Annotated in this window: 8 protein-coding genes and 1 pseudogene; 4 read left to right on the top strand and 5 right to left on the bottom strand. The window is 57.2% G+C overall.

Going from position 1 to position 16,637, the window contains the following annotated elements; translation table 11 throughout:
- Nucleotides 1-39 precede the first annotated feature (39 nt).
- Nucleotides 40-1,119 (top strand): hypothetical protein, encoded by a 1,080-nt coding sequence (locus ACVIIW_RS15580; protein WP_456701555.1) that lies wholly within the window; start codon nucleotides 40-42, stop codon nucleotides 1,117-1,119.
- 336 nt (nucleotides 1,120-1,455) lie between these two features.
- On the opposite strand, the gene ACVIIW_RS15575 is transcribed toward ACVIIW_RS15580, so the two are convergent.
- Both ACVIIW_RS15575 and ACVIIW_RS15570 read right to left on the bottom strand, forming a co-directional pair.
- Complete coding sequence (locus ACVIIW_RS15575) at nucleotides 1,456-3,264, bottom strand: S8 family serine peptidase (protein WP_456701554.1); 1,809 nt, start codon at nucleotides 3,262-3,264, stop codon at nucleotides 1,456-1,458.
- 254 nt (nucleotides 3,265-3,518) lie between these two features.
- Nucleotides 3,519-3,761, bottom strand: a pseudogene (locus tag ACVIIW_RS15570) (integrase core domain-containing protein); the annotation flags it as partial.
- A gap of 529 nt (nucleotides 3,762-4,290) precedes the next feature.
- Between ACVIIW_RS15570 and ACVIIW_RS15565 the strand changes: the two are divergent.
- From ACVIIW_RS15565 to ACVIIW_RS15555, 3 genes are all read left to right on the top strand, one after another.
- A complete protein-coding gene (locus tag ACVIIW_RS15565; RefSeq protein ID WP_456701553.1) occupies nucleotides 4,291-7,512 on the top strand; it encodes a hypothetical protein in 3,222 nt (1,073 codons plus the stop codon).
- 170 nt (nucleotides 7,513-7,682) lie between these two features.
- Nucleotides 7,683-8,984 carry a hypothetical protein gene (locus ACVIIW_RS15560; protein ID WP_456701552.1) on the top strand — a complete coding sequence of 434 codons (1,302 nt, stop codon included), beginning with the start codon at nucleotides 7,683-7,685 and terminating at the stop codon, nucleotides 8,982-8,984.
- A 69-nt stretch (nucleotides 8,985-9,053) separates the two neighbouring features.
- On the top strand, nucleotides 9,054-11,309 hold the full coding sequence (locus ACVIIW_RS15555; protein WP_456701551.1) for a di-heme-cytochrome C peroxidase: 2,256 nt from the start codon (nucleotides 9,054-9,056) through the stop codon (nucleotides 11,307-11,309).
- A 320-nt stretch (nucleotides 11,310-11,629) separates the two neighbouring features.
- Here ACVIIW_RS15555 and ACVIIW_RS15550 read toward each other — a convergent pair whose 3' ends face one another.
- From ACVIIW_RS15550 to nodU, 3 genes are all read right to left on the bottom strand, one after another.
- Nucleotides 11,630-12,628, bottom strand: coding sequence for an AAA family ATPase (locus ACVIIW_RS15550; protein WP_456701550.1), 999 nt, complete (start codon nucleotides 12,626-12,628; stop codon nucleotides 11,630-11,632).
- Entirely contained in the window at nucleotides 12,628-12,951 is a 324-nt protein-coding gene (locus ACVIIW_RS15545) for a hypothetical protein (protein ID WP_456701549.1), read from the bottom strand. Before ACVIIW_RS15545 ends, ACVIIW_RS15550 begins: the two co-directional genes overlap by 1 nt.
- Nucleotides 12,952-14,029: 1,078 nt before the next feature.
- Nucleotides 14,030-15,691: a nodulation protein NodU gene (gene nodU / locus ACVIIW_RS15540; RefSeq protein ID WP_456701548.1), complete on the bottom strand. Its 1,662-nt coding sequence runs from the start codon at nucleotides 15,689-15,691 to the stop codon at nucleotides 14,030-14,032.
- Between the last annotated feature and the right edge of the window lie 946 nt (nucleotides 15,692-16,637).

The following is a 16,637-nucleotide window of genomic DNA, read 5'->3' as shown; positions in this document are numbered from 1 at the left end:
TTAAAGTTAGTTTGTCTTATTATTAGGAGCGTCCAGCAAATGTGGATCCGGCTGATTGCGGCTATTGTCGCGGCGGCGCTGCTGATTGGCTGCGCCATTCACCCCGTGCCCGAGGACGTAACCGGGCTCAGTACAGCCGACATCGTAAAGCAAATCCGATGCGAAACACGCGATGCTGCAAGGGATGTTATAATCAAATATCTCACGGATCTGGCTGTCCATGGCAATAGTGCGATCGCCGCCGATCTTGTCGCGCAATTTAATGAGAACCGCGACTCGATGGCTAGCTTCGACGCGCGTCGTTCATTTCCTGACGCCGCCCATGCTCAGATTCGCAATGTTTTCGAGGTCATCTACTCCGCCGGCGTCGGGTACACTTTCGATCTTACGATGACCGAAGATAACAATCTCGGCGCAACCGCCAACTTCGTCGGGCCATGGCTAAATAAATTTACGCTCGGCCTCACTGGGGACGGTAACCGGACGCGGCAAAACGAGCGAACATTTACGATAACCGACACGGTCGGTTTTCTGCTCCGGGAATTGAACACGCCAAAACCCAACGGAGATCAGTATTGCGACGGACACGTTGCCTTCAGCCCGAATTATATCTATCCGATCGCCGGCCGCGTAGGAATCTATAACACCGTATACACCTTCTTTGAACTGAGTTTCTTTGATGGTCTGGCAGCAAACAAAGCCGATCCAGGCGGTAGTGGCGCTCCGGTCATGGCTGACAAGCTTACTTTCACGACTATGATCGACCTCATCGCGATGCCGAAAGTGGTATTTGCTCCGGTCGGGAACGCGTTCCAGGTCGCGGATGCTTCGGCAACAGGGACCTTGAGGCGTACGGACGCTCACCAAGTCACCGTAGGCCTTGCCCTTGCTCCCAAAGGCAAGGGGTTGGCGGCTCTTTCGGCGCTCAAGGGTTTTGTCTTTTCCGGCGCGGCGCTTGGGGGAACGCGCGTCGCGATCGGCTCAAAGGCTAGAGGCGATCTTCTCGTGTTAAATCGCGTCACCGCCACGACCACGAGCTATGCCGAGCAGCTAGCCGTCTTGGCGATCGACCAACTGAAGAGCCGTGAATTGCAACTGATAACACGCGTCTCTCCATAAGCAAGACCGCCTCCAAGGACAGGCAAGGAGGTGGTTTGAATCTTCCGGCGAGAGGAAAGCCTGCCTTGAGGCCGGCGGGAACGCGGCGATCTTGCTAGAGTTGAAACCCGCCAGGAAATGGATCAGCAATGCAATTGAGGTGCCCGTCACAAATACCTGCCTCTCCCCTGCGTGTGATGCATCCCTGACCGGCAAACGAGCATCCGGGGCTTCGTTGCATCACAACGCGTTGGGCGGCAGCCACGTGGCCGCCTCGTACCGGTCGATATGAACCGCGCTGCTTTCCTGTGCGCCGAAATTGAACAACCATGTTGTCATCGATCGTAGGCATCAATCTCATAATCTCTCTCCTCTTTCCAGATACAGCTGCATCGGGCTGACAATCATCGGGAATTCGTGGGTCACATCGACGCGTACGAAGTACTCCTTTTCGGACGCAGTAGCGTTCCTGAACGTATAAATAGCTCTCATAATGCGGCCAATATCGGCGCCGAGCCGCGACGGTATCACGCGCATGCCCGATAGCTCGTATCCATCAATTTGGCTCGCCGGTGGCGTGTAGCGCGCCGCCAGGAAGTTATAGGCGCGATCTTGGTCTGATAGACCATGATTGTCGGCCACTTGCGAGAAAGAGGGCAATCCGTCTACGCTAAGCTGATTACGCTTCACTTGAAAAATCTGGTCCACCTGAACCGCGATTCCGTCCGGCGTCTGCGCCCCCGCGACACCGATTACAACGTCCAGGTCCTCGGCGTTGATCGAGGGGGCCTCAACCGGCGGCGCTTCCTTCGCGGCTTTCTTGCCTCCGCGGCGTTCGGGTTTGGTGTATTTAGGCCGCTCTAAGGCGTCGATCAGGTCGTCGAAGTAGCTCGGGTCGCTCGGATTGAGCACGAAGACAGGAAAATCCTCGATCGTCAGGCGCCAACGCAATTGCCGCGCGATATACCTGGTTAGCTTTGGGTCCTTCGACAAAACCGCATGCTGCCATTGTCGATCCTCGGTCGGTCTTTTGGTGAGGTCTCGATCGGGCGAGAACACCACGCCCAGATGGAGAGCCAGCGCTTGCATCTCCCGCTCGATGGCCGCGTTTGGATAGTCTGCCTCGATCGTGCCAATCGCGTAGACAAAGCCGCTGCGTCCAGGCTGGCCTCCATGACAGGTACAAGCTCCGCCTGGAGCCCCGCAGCCGCATCCCGCTGGTGTCACCGTCTGCGGTTTTACGATCAAGCCAGCCACCTGAGATAGAGCCGGTTGTTCACTTCCATAGGCCATTGTCGTCGCTCCCTGCAGGCTCGCATAATTTCTCACCTCGACAGCTCCGGTGGCGGCAAGTGCAGTCGGAACTATCCGATCGAGCGTCGCCGACACGATTTCGCGGGTCAACATGGGCGGCTTCGATCCGTTGCGCGGACTAAGGCCTGCCAGGACGGATCGTAGCGTGGCGCTATCAATATGCGGTCGCGCCGACCACACTTGCGCCAGAATGCCTGTTGCAACCGCGGTAGCGACGCTCGTCCCCGACATCACGGTAATGCCCCCGCCGCGAACATAGCCCGGCATTCGTCCAAGCGCGGCAACCCCGCGATTGGATATCTCGGGACCGAAATTGGATTCCGGCAGTAAGCTCTGCGACGCATCCAGAGCAACGATCGGTATGACGGCTGGGTGGGTCAAAAGCTGTCCAATGGCGAGACCGCCCTGGTTTCCGGCTGCCGCTAGCAAGAGAACCCCATTTGCTTCGGCAAAATCTAAGGCGGCCGCAAGCCGCCGGTTGATGCCGGACTCTGTACCGACGATCGCGAGGCTGAGATTGATAAGCCGAGCCCCTTTGTTAACAGCTACTGCAATCGCAGTCGCAAGTTCGTCAACGCTGGCGGATGGCGAATTCGCATCGACGAACAATGGATAATGCAGGAGCCGGCAGTTAGGGCACAAGCCGGGTATCAAGGTGTCTGGACGGGCGCCCAGTAGCCCCACGATGAATGTGCCGTGATCACACGCACTATTCGGACTACTGTCGCAGCTTCCGTCGGCGAGGCTGACAGGACTGTTCGCAAGTGCACCTGCCAATGCGGTCGCGTCGTATGGAGCATCAATAACAGCTATGGTGAGAGTTCGGTTTTCTTTACTGATCCCAGAGTTCATACCGATCTTTCAGGAGTCTTCGGGCGCCTCGGGAACACTCCAATCTTTCATTGCCCCGAATGCGGCCCAGTCCAGTAGCATCGGTCGCTCGCGCATTCTTGCAAGGGCGACTCTGCGCAATATCAGGTCGGCACGAGATCACAATTCCCTCAAGAGTAGTTTCGTTGTCGTCGTCGTGCAATACGATTTTGACGCGATCTGAACAAAAGGGGATGCCTCAGGTCAACCTTTACGTCTGACCTTGCCCCCAAGTTTTATCCAGTCCTGAGTTCGCCCCGGCTGTTGGATTTACCCGAATGGGCGGTGGTAGCGACGGGAGCTGATGCGGAGCCATCGGCGAAGCGCAGCGCCAGATCCCGTCGCGGATTGCAGGTGAAGGCGAACTCCGATGGTGTTTTCCATCCGAGTTGCGAGTGGGGTCGCGTATCGTTGTAGTCGACGCTCCAATGTCCGAGTTCGACCCGGGCCTGGGCCAGCGAAGTGAACAGCGTCTCACTTCATAGCCCCACAGCCTAGAGCAGCACCGGCGCCGGTTTTTTGCGTTTCTGCCCAGAGTCACGCTGAACAAGAGCGCGAGGCCCCTTTTTCAAGCCGCAAGACGTCGCTCTCGGAAGGACCATTCGATCCCAGCTTAGTCGCGGGCCATCTCGCGTCCTGTGCTGGCAAAGCGCGCATTCCTCCAACTGGCAACGGCGCGTTTCGTACTGAGCGCTTGCGATCACGCTTTGCCATCCGCCTCAACGGGAGTCACACGTCAGCCATCGAGTGCGCTGCGATTAGCAACTCGCGGCCATTCGGAGGAAAATCCTGCGATTGCTGCATAGAAGACATCGACAAACCTGGAACACTCCTGTAGGGAAGTGCGCAATATTACAAGCGCTACCTAAGAGCGTGACCGTAATTCAATCTTTTTCAGGCCCCCTAATGCTTGGGATGCTTTCAATGTGAGCTGGCGCGAATGCCTGCTACGCGAGCCTGATGTACTAGCTTGCCAGCAACCTCCATAAAGTGTGAGGAGATCACGCGATGATTGTGCGGGAGCAGCTGTTTACTTTGTTGCGCAACCTTCGATGGATAATTGTCCTATCGGTAGCTATCTCGGCATTGCTCTACCTGCCAGACCAGATTCAGGAGCTCTACCGGATAGCCGCCGACGACTTTGGTTGGGTGACCTTCAAAGAGTTCGCTGCCTTGGGCGTGATTGCCCTGGCTATTTGGGCAGGCGCGTTTCAGCTCACAACTGCATCCCTGCCACAAGTCCCCAAGCCTTCGGGGCGCCTGGCTTTCTATCTAAAGCTTGCTCCCGTGTTGCTTGGAGCACTGCCAATCATCGCCGCCACAGCAGGTCAATTCGCCTCGCGGCCGGCGCGAAAGCTTGGCGAGGTCGAGGAAGTCGGAAGTATCTTCCGCATTCAGGATCAGGCGCTCGCGTTTGAGCGAAACATGCTGTTCATCCTCGCACTTGCCTTGCTGATCATGCTCGTCTGTTTCGTGGCATTGACTTGGCGAATAGGATCAAGAGATCGCTCGATCAATCTCGCGAGCCGTGCCAACAACGCTTACTTCATCCGTTACAGGTTTCTCGCGCTCTCGATCGGCGGCATCGTGCTGTTGACGGCAGCATTCCTCATACTTCCGGATAGGCTCGCACAATTTCTCGGTTCGTTCGGCGTGATCGCCCTTTTTGCGGTTTGTGTCATCGGTCTGACGGTCCATTTCGCTCTCTTAACAATCAGATTTACGTTTCCGTTCATTCCGATTGTCTTTGGCAGCTTGTTTCTATTTGCCTCTTTGTTGGGAGGTGACGACCACGAACTGCGCACTGTCTCTGAAGCAAACGGCCAGCCGGAGAAGGCGCGCATGTCCGCAGCCGCCGCGTTCCGCGAGTGGCTTTTACAAAAGCCCCGGGTGGAGGAAGCCAAGAGGCTCGGCGAATACCCTGTCTTCATTGTGGCGGCTCAAGGCGGAGGGATCTATGCCGCCAATAATGCGGCGCGGTTTCTTGCACGGATGCAGGATCTCTGTCCGGCATTTCGCCAACATCTGTTTGCGATAAGCGGTGTATCCGGGGGTAGCGTCGGTTCGGCAATCTTCGCCGCTGCGCTCCACGCCGAAAACTTGTCCCTTGATACGAATGCCGTCGACGCCAAGACATGCCCAAAAATCGCTGATTTCCTGGCGGGTGTTGGGCGGGTGCAAGATCTTGATGCTCCTGGTCCGGTCGAGCAGCGCGTTGCAAGCGTCTTGGCAACCGATTTTCTGTCGCCGTTGGTTGCCGGCTTTCTGTTTACTGACTTCACTCAGATGTTTTCACCGTTCGCGATCCCTGCTTTCGATCGCGCGCGCTTTCTCGAATACACTTTGGAGAACGCTGGTGACAGAATCTTTGGCAGCAACAAGGGCGGCGGCAATCAATCCAATCTGCTAAGGGCTGATTTTCAGTCCCATTGGGCGCCCGGTAACAACATGCCGGCGCTGTTGTTCAACACGACTGATGCGGGCAGCGGCAAACGGGCTGTCATCTCTCCCTTTGATTTCGATACGCTGCACCCCAAAGACACGGACCTGTGTGTTCTTGCAGCACTTGAACGGGCGGGCACTGGGACGGACCAAACGGTCAAGAGCCACTCGCTGCGTATTCCGCTCAGCACAGCCGCTTTCACAAGCGCACGTTTCCCGTGGGTGACGCCGGCGGCGACCATCTCAGTCAAAAATGACTGCATAACCTCTCATCCGCAGGCGCGCCTGGTGGACGGCGGATACGTGGAGAACTCTGGTATTGAGACCGCGCTCGACCTGATCGAGAAGCTTAACGCTATCAAGGGTACCTCCGATGCGCCGAAATTCAGGATTTACCTGCTGTCCCTCGTCAGTGGCCAGTTCGGTGACCATGGTTCATTCATGTTCGGTGAGCTCATGGAGCCGGTACGCGCGCTCCTGAGCACGCGAACTTCCCGAACCTATGTCGCCCTCAATCACGCAACCAGCATCGACCGTCGGCCTGACGCCGAAGTGACGCCAAGTGTTCAGCGCTTTCCAACGTTCGGCCGGACGGACATCACAGGCTTGTTTTATAGCCTTCCACTCGGCTGGACGTTGTCCCAGAAAACCGAGGATATCATCTCATTGAGCAGTGGCCGCTTTTGGGACTGCGTGCCGAAGGACGACTTCGATCAGTCCCGCGAACGGCAGAGCAATGCAGATTGCCTGCAGGTGAAGTTGTTCCATCTTCTGAATGGATCGGTCGCGACCGCATTCGAAACGCTGAAGGATGCCAAGCTTGCGAAGGCTGCCTACGCCGACGAGCTAGCGAAGGAATATCAACCAACCCCAAAGATCAAGCCGCAGCCATTACTTGCGTGTTATGAGAGCAATTGGTTGCAACAGCGCGGTTATGATGAATATCGGCAAAAAGTCGCCGACTACGAGCATCAGCTGAGCAAATCGAGCAAAGATCATTCGCCGGCCCCTCCACCCGTTCCTCCATATCGCAAGAGCTATATGGCCTACTATCAGTCCGAGCAGGTCAAAGCCTTGTTGCAGGAATGGGATCGCGTCGACGAAACGGATCCGCGTATCCTCGCCTATATTTTGGGATCCGTCTCTTACGACAGCGCCGATTTTACTCGCAGCAGCGAGAACTTTTCTTATAGCGCGGTTTCTCAACTCCCGCAGAAATGGCGCGATCGCATTGACGTCAATAACGCAAGACTTCTGGCCGCAAACAAGCCCCTGGTCGACGTGAATGCTTTGCTCAATCGTCCCAAGGAACTTGCCGATTTCGTGCTCGGTTACGAGGGCAACGACTTCGGCAACCAGCCCGGGACGGATGACGGCTGGCTGTTTCGACCGCGGGGAATGTATCAGTTGATCGGACGTGAGCAGTATCAGGAAGCCCAGAACCAAATCCAGCAATTGGGCGAGCTACAAGGACTTGATCTGCTAACGCTGCCCGACGCGCTATGGGATGCAAAGATCTCGGCTAAGGTTACGTTCGCTCACTTCCGGTTCCACCGATATAAGGACGACCGGTTATCCCCGCCGAACAACCGCCAAACGCTCTTCGAATTGCTCAAGGATCGTGCGAACGACTGGACAACCGTGCGCGCGCTGCAAACGGATATGGCGCATCCAGCCGACCACGCGCGGGTTAATGCACGCAGTGAGATGTTCCTCGCCTGTATCGAGGAGGCCTTGCATCCGACGAAACTGAAGACTTTGCAAAGCCAATTCTACGGTGAGGAATGAAGGGTTTGATCCGGTCGCGCACCTGCCTTGGCAAGGCGCGTAGCGCGGGATTGCTCGACAGCTGATGTTTAAACTTTTGGTCTTACGGGGGATTTCCAATGATCGCGAGGGGTCAAATCAATAGATCTCTGTTTCCGCGGCGGCTTGCAAGCTTGTTAGCGGCAGGGGTGATGTTCGCCGCAGTTTTGGAGGTAGGACCGGCTCCGGCGCAAGCGGCCTCAAAGCCGCTCGCGCCCAATGACGTGTCGATTCTCTTTCCTCCGCCGAAGTCATCGGCCGACCTCCCCAATCTGATCGCCGTGTCCGATCTTGCGGGACCTTCGGGATCGCCGCAGCGGCTGTTTTCCGACGCCGATTTCGCGCGCTTTATCGCCAACGCCGAAAATCCGGAGCATCCGGGCGTTCCGGATTCGGGTGCACGGCACATTCAGTTTCCCGACGCCGTCAAAAAGATCGAGGCCTGGTTTGTGGCTGGCATCCGGATCGATCCGGGCGCGCCGGGATTGTCGCCGGAGATCATAGCGCAGTTTGGCCGACAACCACAAATCCGGCTCATTATTCAGCCGGTGACCAATGGGCCGGAGGGCTTCAAGGTCCATGACACTGCAGGCCACCTTATCTTCAGCTTCACCCTCGACCCGGACCCAGCTCTGGACGGCTGTGGGCCGTTCCCTCGCTTCAAACCGGACGACGAAGCGTTCAAGGCGATCGTTCGTGACGTCGCGACCTTGCGCGATCAGCTTGCGGCCGGACAGTTTAGCAATTTCAGAGTCTCGACTGCAGGTGATCTGAATGTGCATCCGGGTCTTGTGGGGGCATCGGCAAAGGCGTTTCGCGATGCACTCAAGGCACTGATTGAGAAGCATCTCTCACCCCAGCGCCTCAACACCATGGCGGTGATGGGCATCGTACCGCCTGAACCTTGGATTTTCGTGTCGATGTTGAGGGTCCCGCGAGCAGGCCTCATCCCAGTCCCCGGCCCAACGCTTGATGGCATGCACGTGGCACAGATGTTTAGCGCTATCGGCGGAAAGCACGTGGTCCCGCAACCGGGTACGAACAATCAGAATCCGATCACCTGTCGACACGCGGCATTGCAAAATCCGCCCCTGCCACAAGCTGATCGTAAGGGTGTTTCGACCTCCGCGTTCATCGATGGTAACGTGCCCAACAGCGGCATCATCGAGATCGTCAATACCATTGCTGATACGAAAAAGAGCCACTTCTTCAATACCGATTGCGTGAGCTGTCACACCGAGACGGCACAGCCACTCGCCAGGAGAATTCCAAATTTCGCAATCCCTGGCGTGAACCGGGCGGTCTGGCCGAAAGAAGATTGGAATCTGCGCAACTTCGGTTGGTTCCCATCCTTTTTGCACGGCGGCCCGGCAGCGGCGACCATAACCAGGCGCGCGGCAGCTGAGACGGCCGACGTCGTCGCCTTCATCAATAGCCAATTGCTCAACAAGTAACAGGGGCCGTCGCCGTTTCCGGTAGCCTGCCGGCCGGCTAGACGCACGAAAGATGGATGGAGTCCTGCTATGGGGAGACCTTCTTTTGGCTCTCGTCTTTTTTCCTGGCAGATGCGCTGGCCTCATATCACCGGCCTGTTTTTAGCAATCGTCGTTGTCGTGATCGTGGCCGCCGGCGTAGTGTATTTCGCCCCGCAGAAGGTTCGCGACGCAGCGCTAAAGATCAAAAACGATGCTAATCTGGTCGCTCAATTGTTACCTGCGACCCTGCCTGAGCCATCAAAAATCGAAAGCGCTTATTGGCTCCCGCAAAATTGGAGCTCCCGCCAGCGTTATTGGTTTCACCACACATCGCAGGGCACAGCGACAATCCCTGTCCCTTATCAGTGGTTTTTGGCCCTGGAACGCCCGGAGCTATCCTTCTCTTACATGAGCTTAACGGACGAGAACTACCTGCGCCGCCTCGGCTTCATTCCGAGCCCCAGCTCAACGGACTTCGCCGCTAATGCCCCCGCATACGGTTATCACGATGATGCGCCGAATGGGAATACAGCCGCGCCCGGTTGGACTCCAAGCGCGCCCGAGAACCCAAATGCTCTCCCCGTCGGCTTTGCCATCCTCAAGGGCGGTGTCGATCCGACGACCGGCGCCCCGTATGAAGATCAGATAGGTCTGACCTGTGCCGCCTGTCATACGGGTCATCTCGAATACAAGAACGTCAGCATACGGTTCGACGGCGGGCCGGCGATGGTCAATCTGGGCGAGGTAGAAAGAGCCATTGGGCTGTCGATTGGCTACACGCTGATCTTGCCATGGCGATTCGAGCGTTTCGCCAGCAAGCTGGAGCAGATCAAAGGGCAGAGCGTCGATCGGAAGCAGCTGCGAAGCGATCTTGAGCGAGCACTTCAGAAGATTAAGTTCCAAAAGGCAGAGACCGACCGCCTTTTGACGGGACTGGGAGTGTCCGATCTCGATGAAGGGTTCGGTCGACTTGATGCGCTGAACCGGATCGGGAACCAGGTTTTCTATAGCAATCTACTCGATCCCGTAACCGGCGAGCTCTCCGAGCCACTGCTCAAGGGCAACTTTGCGCGCCATGATGCGCCCGTGAGCTTTCCGCCGATCTGGGACACGCCTTATTTCCTTTGGGCTCAGTATGACGCTTCTGTTCTCAACGAGCTCGTTCGCAATGCAGGTGAAGCGCTGGGTGTCAGCGCGAAAATCAATATGACCGCGGCCGCGCCCGGAAGGCCGCTTTTTGCCTCATCCATACATCTATCCGACATCGCGAGGTTCGAAGATCTTCTGCGCGGCACGGATCCGTTTTCGTCCGAAGATGCAGGCGGCAGAAACTTCACCGGGCTCGTAGCACCGCGATGGAAGGACGCGCAGGAGAAATTTCGCGGTGACCCGGCCTGGGCGATCGATGAAAAGCTCGTTGAACAAGGTCGCGATCTTTATCGTGCTCACTGCTTTGAATGCCACCGAGGCCCGGTAAAAGATGCTGCCTTCGACAAAAAATGGCCGGAAGACTCGTTCTGGCGCACAGAGAACCCGGATCGCTCGGCCAAAGACGAGAAGAATTGGGTAGAGATCGGCGGTCGGCATTATTTTAATGTCGTCCAGATGCCGGTCTCTGCGATCGGCACCGACCGCCAACAATCTAACGTCCTCACGACGCGACGCGTTCACCTACCCGAGCAACTCGGATTGAATCCTGCAGACGACCTCAACAAAGCCGGAGGTTGCGGCCTACTGGCCGATAAAGGCGCAGATCCTCTGTTTGTACTCGCCCTGATGGACGTGGTGGGCAAAACGATCGACCAATGGGTCATTGCGAACGGAACTTCTGAAGAAATCAAGCGGCAAATGTGGGGGCCGAGAAAGAACTGCCAAAACCAGCGAGTCTATGTCGAGGCGCGTGCAAGCCGCAACGGCAAGAACGAAATAGTTCTCGCCCTTGAGCCTCAGTACCGGGCGCGCCCGTTGGACGGTGTTTGGGCAACAGCTCCTTATCTGCACAATGGGTCCGTTCCGACACTGAGAGACATGTTGGTGCCGCAAGACAAACGGCCGAAGTCGTTTTGCGTCGGCAGCCGTGCGTTCGACCCGGTCAAGGTCGGACTTGTTACGAAAGCAAAGGCGATCGAGAGCTGTGCGGCCGGCCTTACAAACTTTGATGTGTCGCTGCTTGGCAACAGCAACCGCGGACATTCGTTCGAGGGCAAGGAGACCGACTTAACGAAGCTGCCCCCTGGCGTCATCGGACCAGAATTGACCGGAGCCGAGCGCCGAGCGCTTGTTGAGTATCTCAAGACTTTATGAGCGATGCGTAGTCCTTCGACCTGTGTGTCGGCGCCGCGACCTTCGACATTCCGCCCGGGTCGCCCGCGCGCCGTTAGTGCGCGTGCCATTTGCCAGCCTCATTCATTCTGCGCAGATGGTAATGGCTTCGCGCCCGGGGCCGCGATTTTCAGCTGACTTTAAGGGCCTCTTCATTTGGCAATTTGGCCGGGCGGCGAGAAAACGTCGCCCTCGGTGGCGGCGACACGAAAGAGCCGCGTCCAGAGGACGGCTAGAGCCATAGCGGATCATCTTCCGATCCGCCCCAATGAACAAGCAGTTCCGCCGTTCCCACAGGCCCGTCAGCTCCTGCAGATGCGCGACCTTAGCGCGGTTGGGACGGGCCTCCTGCTCCCTTGTCGCGGCTCATGATCAAACTTACGCGGCAGCCGATGTGTACCCCCTCCTCGGTAGCATATCGTCGAGTGCCTGATCGACATCATTGCAGATGACCGTTTTGCCGCCATTGCGCGCGATGGACGATTGCGCGATGCGCCGCACGAACTCCTTGATAGAGGCGGCGCTGAGGCCCTCGCTCTGTCGCACGGCTTCATTGACAACGGCTCAGTGAGTGGCAGGTGTTTGCCATAGAGCCGCACCAGCTTGTCGCGGCCACCGGCATCAGGTAACGGCACCTCGATGACCTGGTCAATCCGGCCAGGTCGCGCCGCGAGCGCGTCCTCAAGCTCTTCCAGTCGGTAGGTGGTAAGTAAGAACAGGATGTCGGCGTCCTCCTTCAGCCCATCCATCTCATTGAGCAGATTGTTGAGCATCAATTCTTCGCGCGCGTCTCGCATCTCAATGCGGTCGCGCGCGATAAGATCGACGTCCTCGATCACCACTAATGCCGGCTGCAACAGCCGGGCGAGATTCATATTCACACCGAGCGCACCGACCTCCCCGGCTGCCGTTATTAAGGTGGTCTGATCAGCCAGGTTAGTTGCGAGGTATCGGATCGTGTGGGTCTTGCCGGTGCCGGGCGGGCCATAAAGCAAGATGCCCTTGCGTGTCGATTGGCCGAGCCGGCGCAGCGCATCTCGCATTCCGACAAAGCTCAATACATTTCTATCGAGCAGTTTAAGCACCTTTTCGGGCAGGATCACGTCCGCACCGTCTACCCGGGGCCAACGATGCACCGTAAGGCCGCGCGAACGGCCGCTGTAGTACGGATCGCTCTCGAGGGACAGGATCTTACCACGGTACGATCCGGCGGATTGTACCGCTCTCTCCCGTTCAACGAAACAGTCATGGGCGAAAGACTCGCCGGCCCCGCCGGCGGGCACCGCGATGTCAATGTGCATCATCTCCTCTGGGTCTGTCCGCATTGTTGCACTGGCTGGCGGTAGTAGAACAGCACGACAGCGTAACGAAACTCGTTCGTCTCGGATAGCCAAAGCCCATTGTGCAAGCATTTGACTGGCGTACCCTCGCCGATGTCGATATGGTAATATTGTGGCGACGCCAGCAAGACGCGATAGTCTCCGGCACGCCGGAGGTGCGCGAATGACAGCTTCTCCATAGCCCATTGCTGGTGCAGGCCAAAGAAGCGGACCGGCGAAGCGAATAGCTTGTCGATTGCGATCTGGATGTCCGCGCGCATGTGGCCGGCAAATTGCCGCACCATAGTCACGAGCCTGATCGGCGGGATATCGGCGAAATGCCAGGCAACCGTGTCACGGGCCCATTCGAACTGGATTTCGGACGGATCTCGCGCCTCTGTTTCACCAGCAGGCTCGGAGGTGATTTGCAGCGTATGTCCTTCAGCTCGGATTCGTTCCTGCGCCGCATCGAAGAGCGCCTTTGCAACTGACGGTGGGAAGGGGCCTCACGCGACCTTGTCCTGCCGTTCGATCAACATGGAAAGGGCGTAGGCATCGCGCTGATGTCTGCCGAACACCTTTCGGAATAGATCCACCACGAAACCCGCGGTGTCTTGCCGCCATCTTGAAAAACCGGCAGTACTTAATGATCCATTTGAAGTTCCTAGTATGAGTGAAACGGTTTGTCATTGGCCTTACTTCGCCTGATGCGCTCCATTCGTCGCACGGTTGTTAAGGGAACTTGCGCTTTGCCTTCCAGGCGCCATTTGGCCGCATGGACTGCCGGAGAACTCATTGGCGGCTCACGGTGCGCCCATCAAGGCCGGCGTCGATTGGGCCGAATGGCGCAATCGACGCAGATAGCCGAGTAAGGACACGCAGGCCCCAGCTGACCAGACGCACAATTGCGCGTCATGCTTGGGCTTTGTCAGTATCCTCACAGTTGTGCTCTCTCCTACAGTCCATACGCGCCCGTGTTGGTGTAAAAGGCGAATGATGTCACTGCTTGTCATCCAGCCTCTCTCGTTTCCGGATATTCAGCAGGTTGCATGCCGGCTGCGAGAACGACTTTCAAATGTGCCTTGCACAGAACTCGGCATGAGCCTCTCTTCTTCAAGCTCGCGAGTCGCCAGATTAGCGAGCTGAAATCCACGCCGTCGCGGTTCTGCCGAGCACTAGCTCGTACTCCGGCCGGACTTTTTGCAACCGATATTTCTCCTCGATAAGCTAGCGATGGACCCTCCGCGCTAGGATTCGATCGAACTAAGCTAACAACCTCGCCTCCAATCCACCGCAATGTCCGATGACTTGTGCTGCGTCTCATCACTTCTGATGCGGCGGAGGCCTCGGCAATCAAGAAGAGCTAGCAGTATCCGGCGGCGCTCAGTCGCCGCCCCCTGGTTTCGTCCACAGCATGCCATCGCACCACACGTGATCAACGCGATCCCACTGACAGGCGGATGCCGCATTCGGGAAAAAGCCGCGTCCATTGTGATTGGCGCTGGTGTTGCATAGTAGAGGAATTCCCGTGAGGCCTTCGTATTCGACGAGAAGCTCGGCAACTTTGTGCTGAGAGGTCCTGCAAATAGTCTGCAATCGGGCAGATCCGTCCAGATGTACAATAGCGGGAATCTTATCCCGCCATTCTGGTCGTGTTAGGTGCTCGAAGAGCATGTAAGGATCTGGCGTTCCGGGACTAAAAATATCCGTCGCCCGATCCTCCAGGCATATTGGCGCCACTGGCCGGAAGTGCTCGCGATGTTTGATGTCGTTGAGACGGTCCTTCATTTGCGGCGTTGTCGCCGCGGCCAGTATGCTTCTGCTACCCAGAGCCCGAGGTCCAAGCTCCGCGCGGCCCGCAAGAAAAATGACAGGCTTGTTGCTGGCAAGAATGGTCGCGAGTTCGCGCATGCTGCATGGTGCGCCGCTCCATCCGGACGGCACGTCCCCTCTTTCCACGGCTGGACCACTATAGACGGACCATTCCAAGGGTACAAAACCTTGTTCCGCCGCCAATGCGGAGCAAGCAGCACCTATTGCGGAGCCACTGTCATTCGGAAAGGGGGGCACCCAGATAGCATCGAACAAGCCGGTCGCTCGTAATGCACTATTCCATTTTATGTTGAGACCGCAGCCGCCGGTTATGCAGAGATTACGCGCGGGAAGGCTCGAATGTCTCTGTATGGCACTCGCGAGCTTGCTAACGAGCAATCGCTCTTGAAAGCAATGAAAGGATGCAAGCACATTTGCGGAAGGTTTGGCCCTTAGCCGAAGCGCGCAGGCATCGAAGAAAGCATGGACAGGCTCAAGCGCGACGTCCTCGCTGCAACGACCGACGGGCTCCGTAAACGTGCTAAAGTGCTTTGCGTAGAGCTGGTGAAAATCCTCGACGATGCCTTCATCGACTGAACCGAGTGCGATGTAGGCCATCAACTTGCCGGCAACACCCAGGTCCCACTTGGTCCGGTTCGCCTGCTTGTATGGCCCGAAATGATAACCCGCGGCAGCATAAGCATGCCCTATCAGCGGGAAGAGACACTCGAGGAACCTGGCTGCCCGACGTTCTACATGGTAGAGCCGTGGAAAGGAGGCACCGTCCCAAACCAGACAGAACGCGGGCTCCCCGGCTTTGGCGAAAGGACTAGTACAAAAAGCGGAAGCCACGTGGGCTGCGACATGCGGATAGCTTTTATAGGGGAAGGCGCTCTCCTTGAGCATGAGCCCAGCGCCGTCGTGCGCTATGAGGAGTCCTTCGGCATCGCTCTCAACATATGGCGCCGCTTTAAGGGCGATGGGTGCAGTCCCGCTGAGAACCTGAAATTGGGACTCAACCTCGCCCCACCATCCGTCGATAACGAATTGGTCAACGTCCCCCGGATCAAAACCGTGCTCTGCCAAGGCGTGAACAACCGCATCGAGATTGTGGAGTTTTTGATATCGTGGATTATTGTCCCGCTTCTCCTGCTCGACACAAAAGACTAGCCGTCCGTCCTCGACAAGCGCGACTGCTCCGTCATGGGTCAGTTTGATACCGCAGATTCGCATACAGTCTCCGCACCTAACGTCAGATACATCGATTTGCGTCCCAACTGCTGCTCATGTCGCGAGACTCAGATGGGCTCCCACAGTCACGATGCACGCTCCGGGCCAGTTCCAATCAGAGGAATCGCTGGCAACTGTCTGACCAAAGTGCAGGTTGGACGCGACTTGACCGATTCGCGACACCGAACGCGTTCGGTTTCGGACCAAGCACTCGCCCCTGCGGCAACAATCTCAATGCGCACGACCTGCGGCGCCTTGTGCCTTCGACGTCGGGCGAACGAGTGCAGCGAAACTCACAAGCAGATAAACGATATCGTCGCCGCGCAATGCACGGAATGGCTCATCGCCAAACGAACGCGCTTCGCAATTCAGTTAGCGCCTAGGCAATCGCGCTAGGACGAGATTGCATAAATCGTAGCGAACTGCGCGTATCATTGGCAACTGTGCCGAGATGCCCGGGAGTGTCGGGAACACCGATGCGCTCGTCTGCACCGATTTGGCGCTGAAGGCACGTTGAGAAAAACACAGATGCTCGTTTTGGAGTGGTGCTCGCTCAACCTCGCGAACAGCCGCCGATCGTTGCATCGCCGCCCGTGTTGCGTGAAGACACCGGACACGGATGCCCCGAACGGCTAAAGGGTAGGCAGCACATGATCCGGGATCATGGCGGCTCAACATATCCGCCTAACCACCGTTTATCTCAGCTCCGCCAGTCGAGCCGATTTGACCGTCACCATCATCAGATGGAACGCATCTCCGCCGTCCTTCCTTGGGCTCCGCTTGCCGCTGGAATAGGGCGAGTTGGCACAGCCCCGACCTCTCATCCTTTCGATCCGCATACTGACTCGTCGACCGGTCCTTCTATTTCTAAGATCAGGAGACGTGGCCCGAAGCAACTAGGAATCGCAGTCCCTTCATGTCACACCTTAACCGATGCTCGCCGTTCACG

The sequence above is a fragment of the Bradyrhizobium sp. USDA 4449 genome (assembly GCF_054056275.1).
This window is presented reverse-complemented; position numbering and strand designations above follow the sequence as displayed.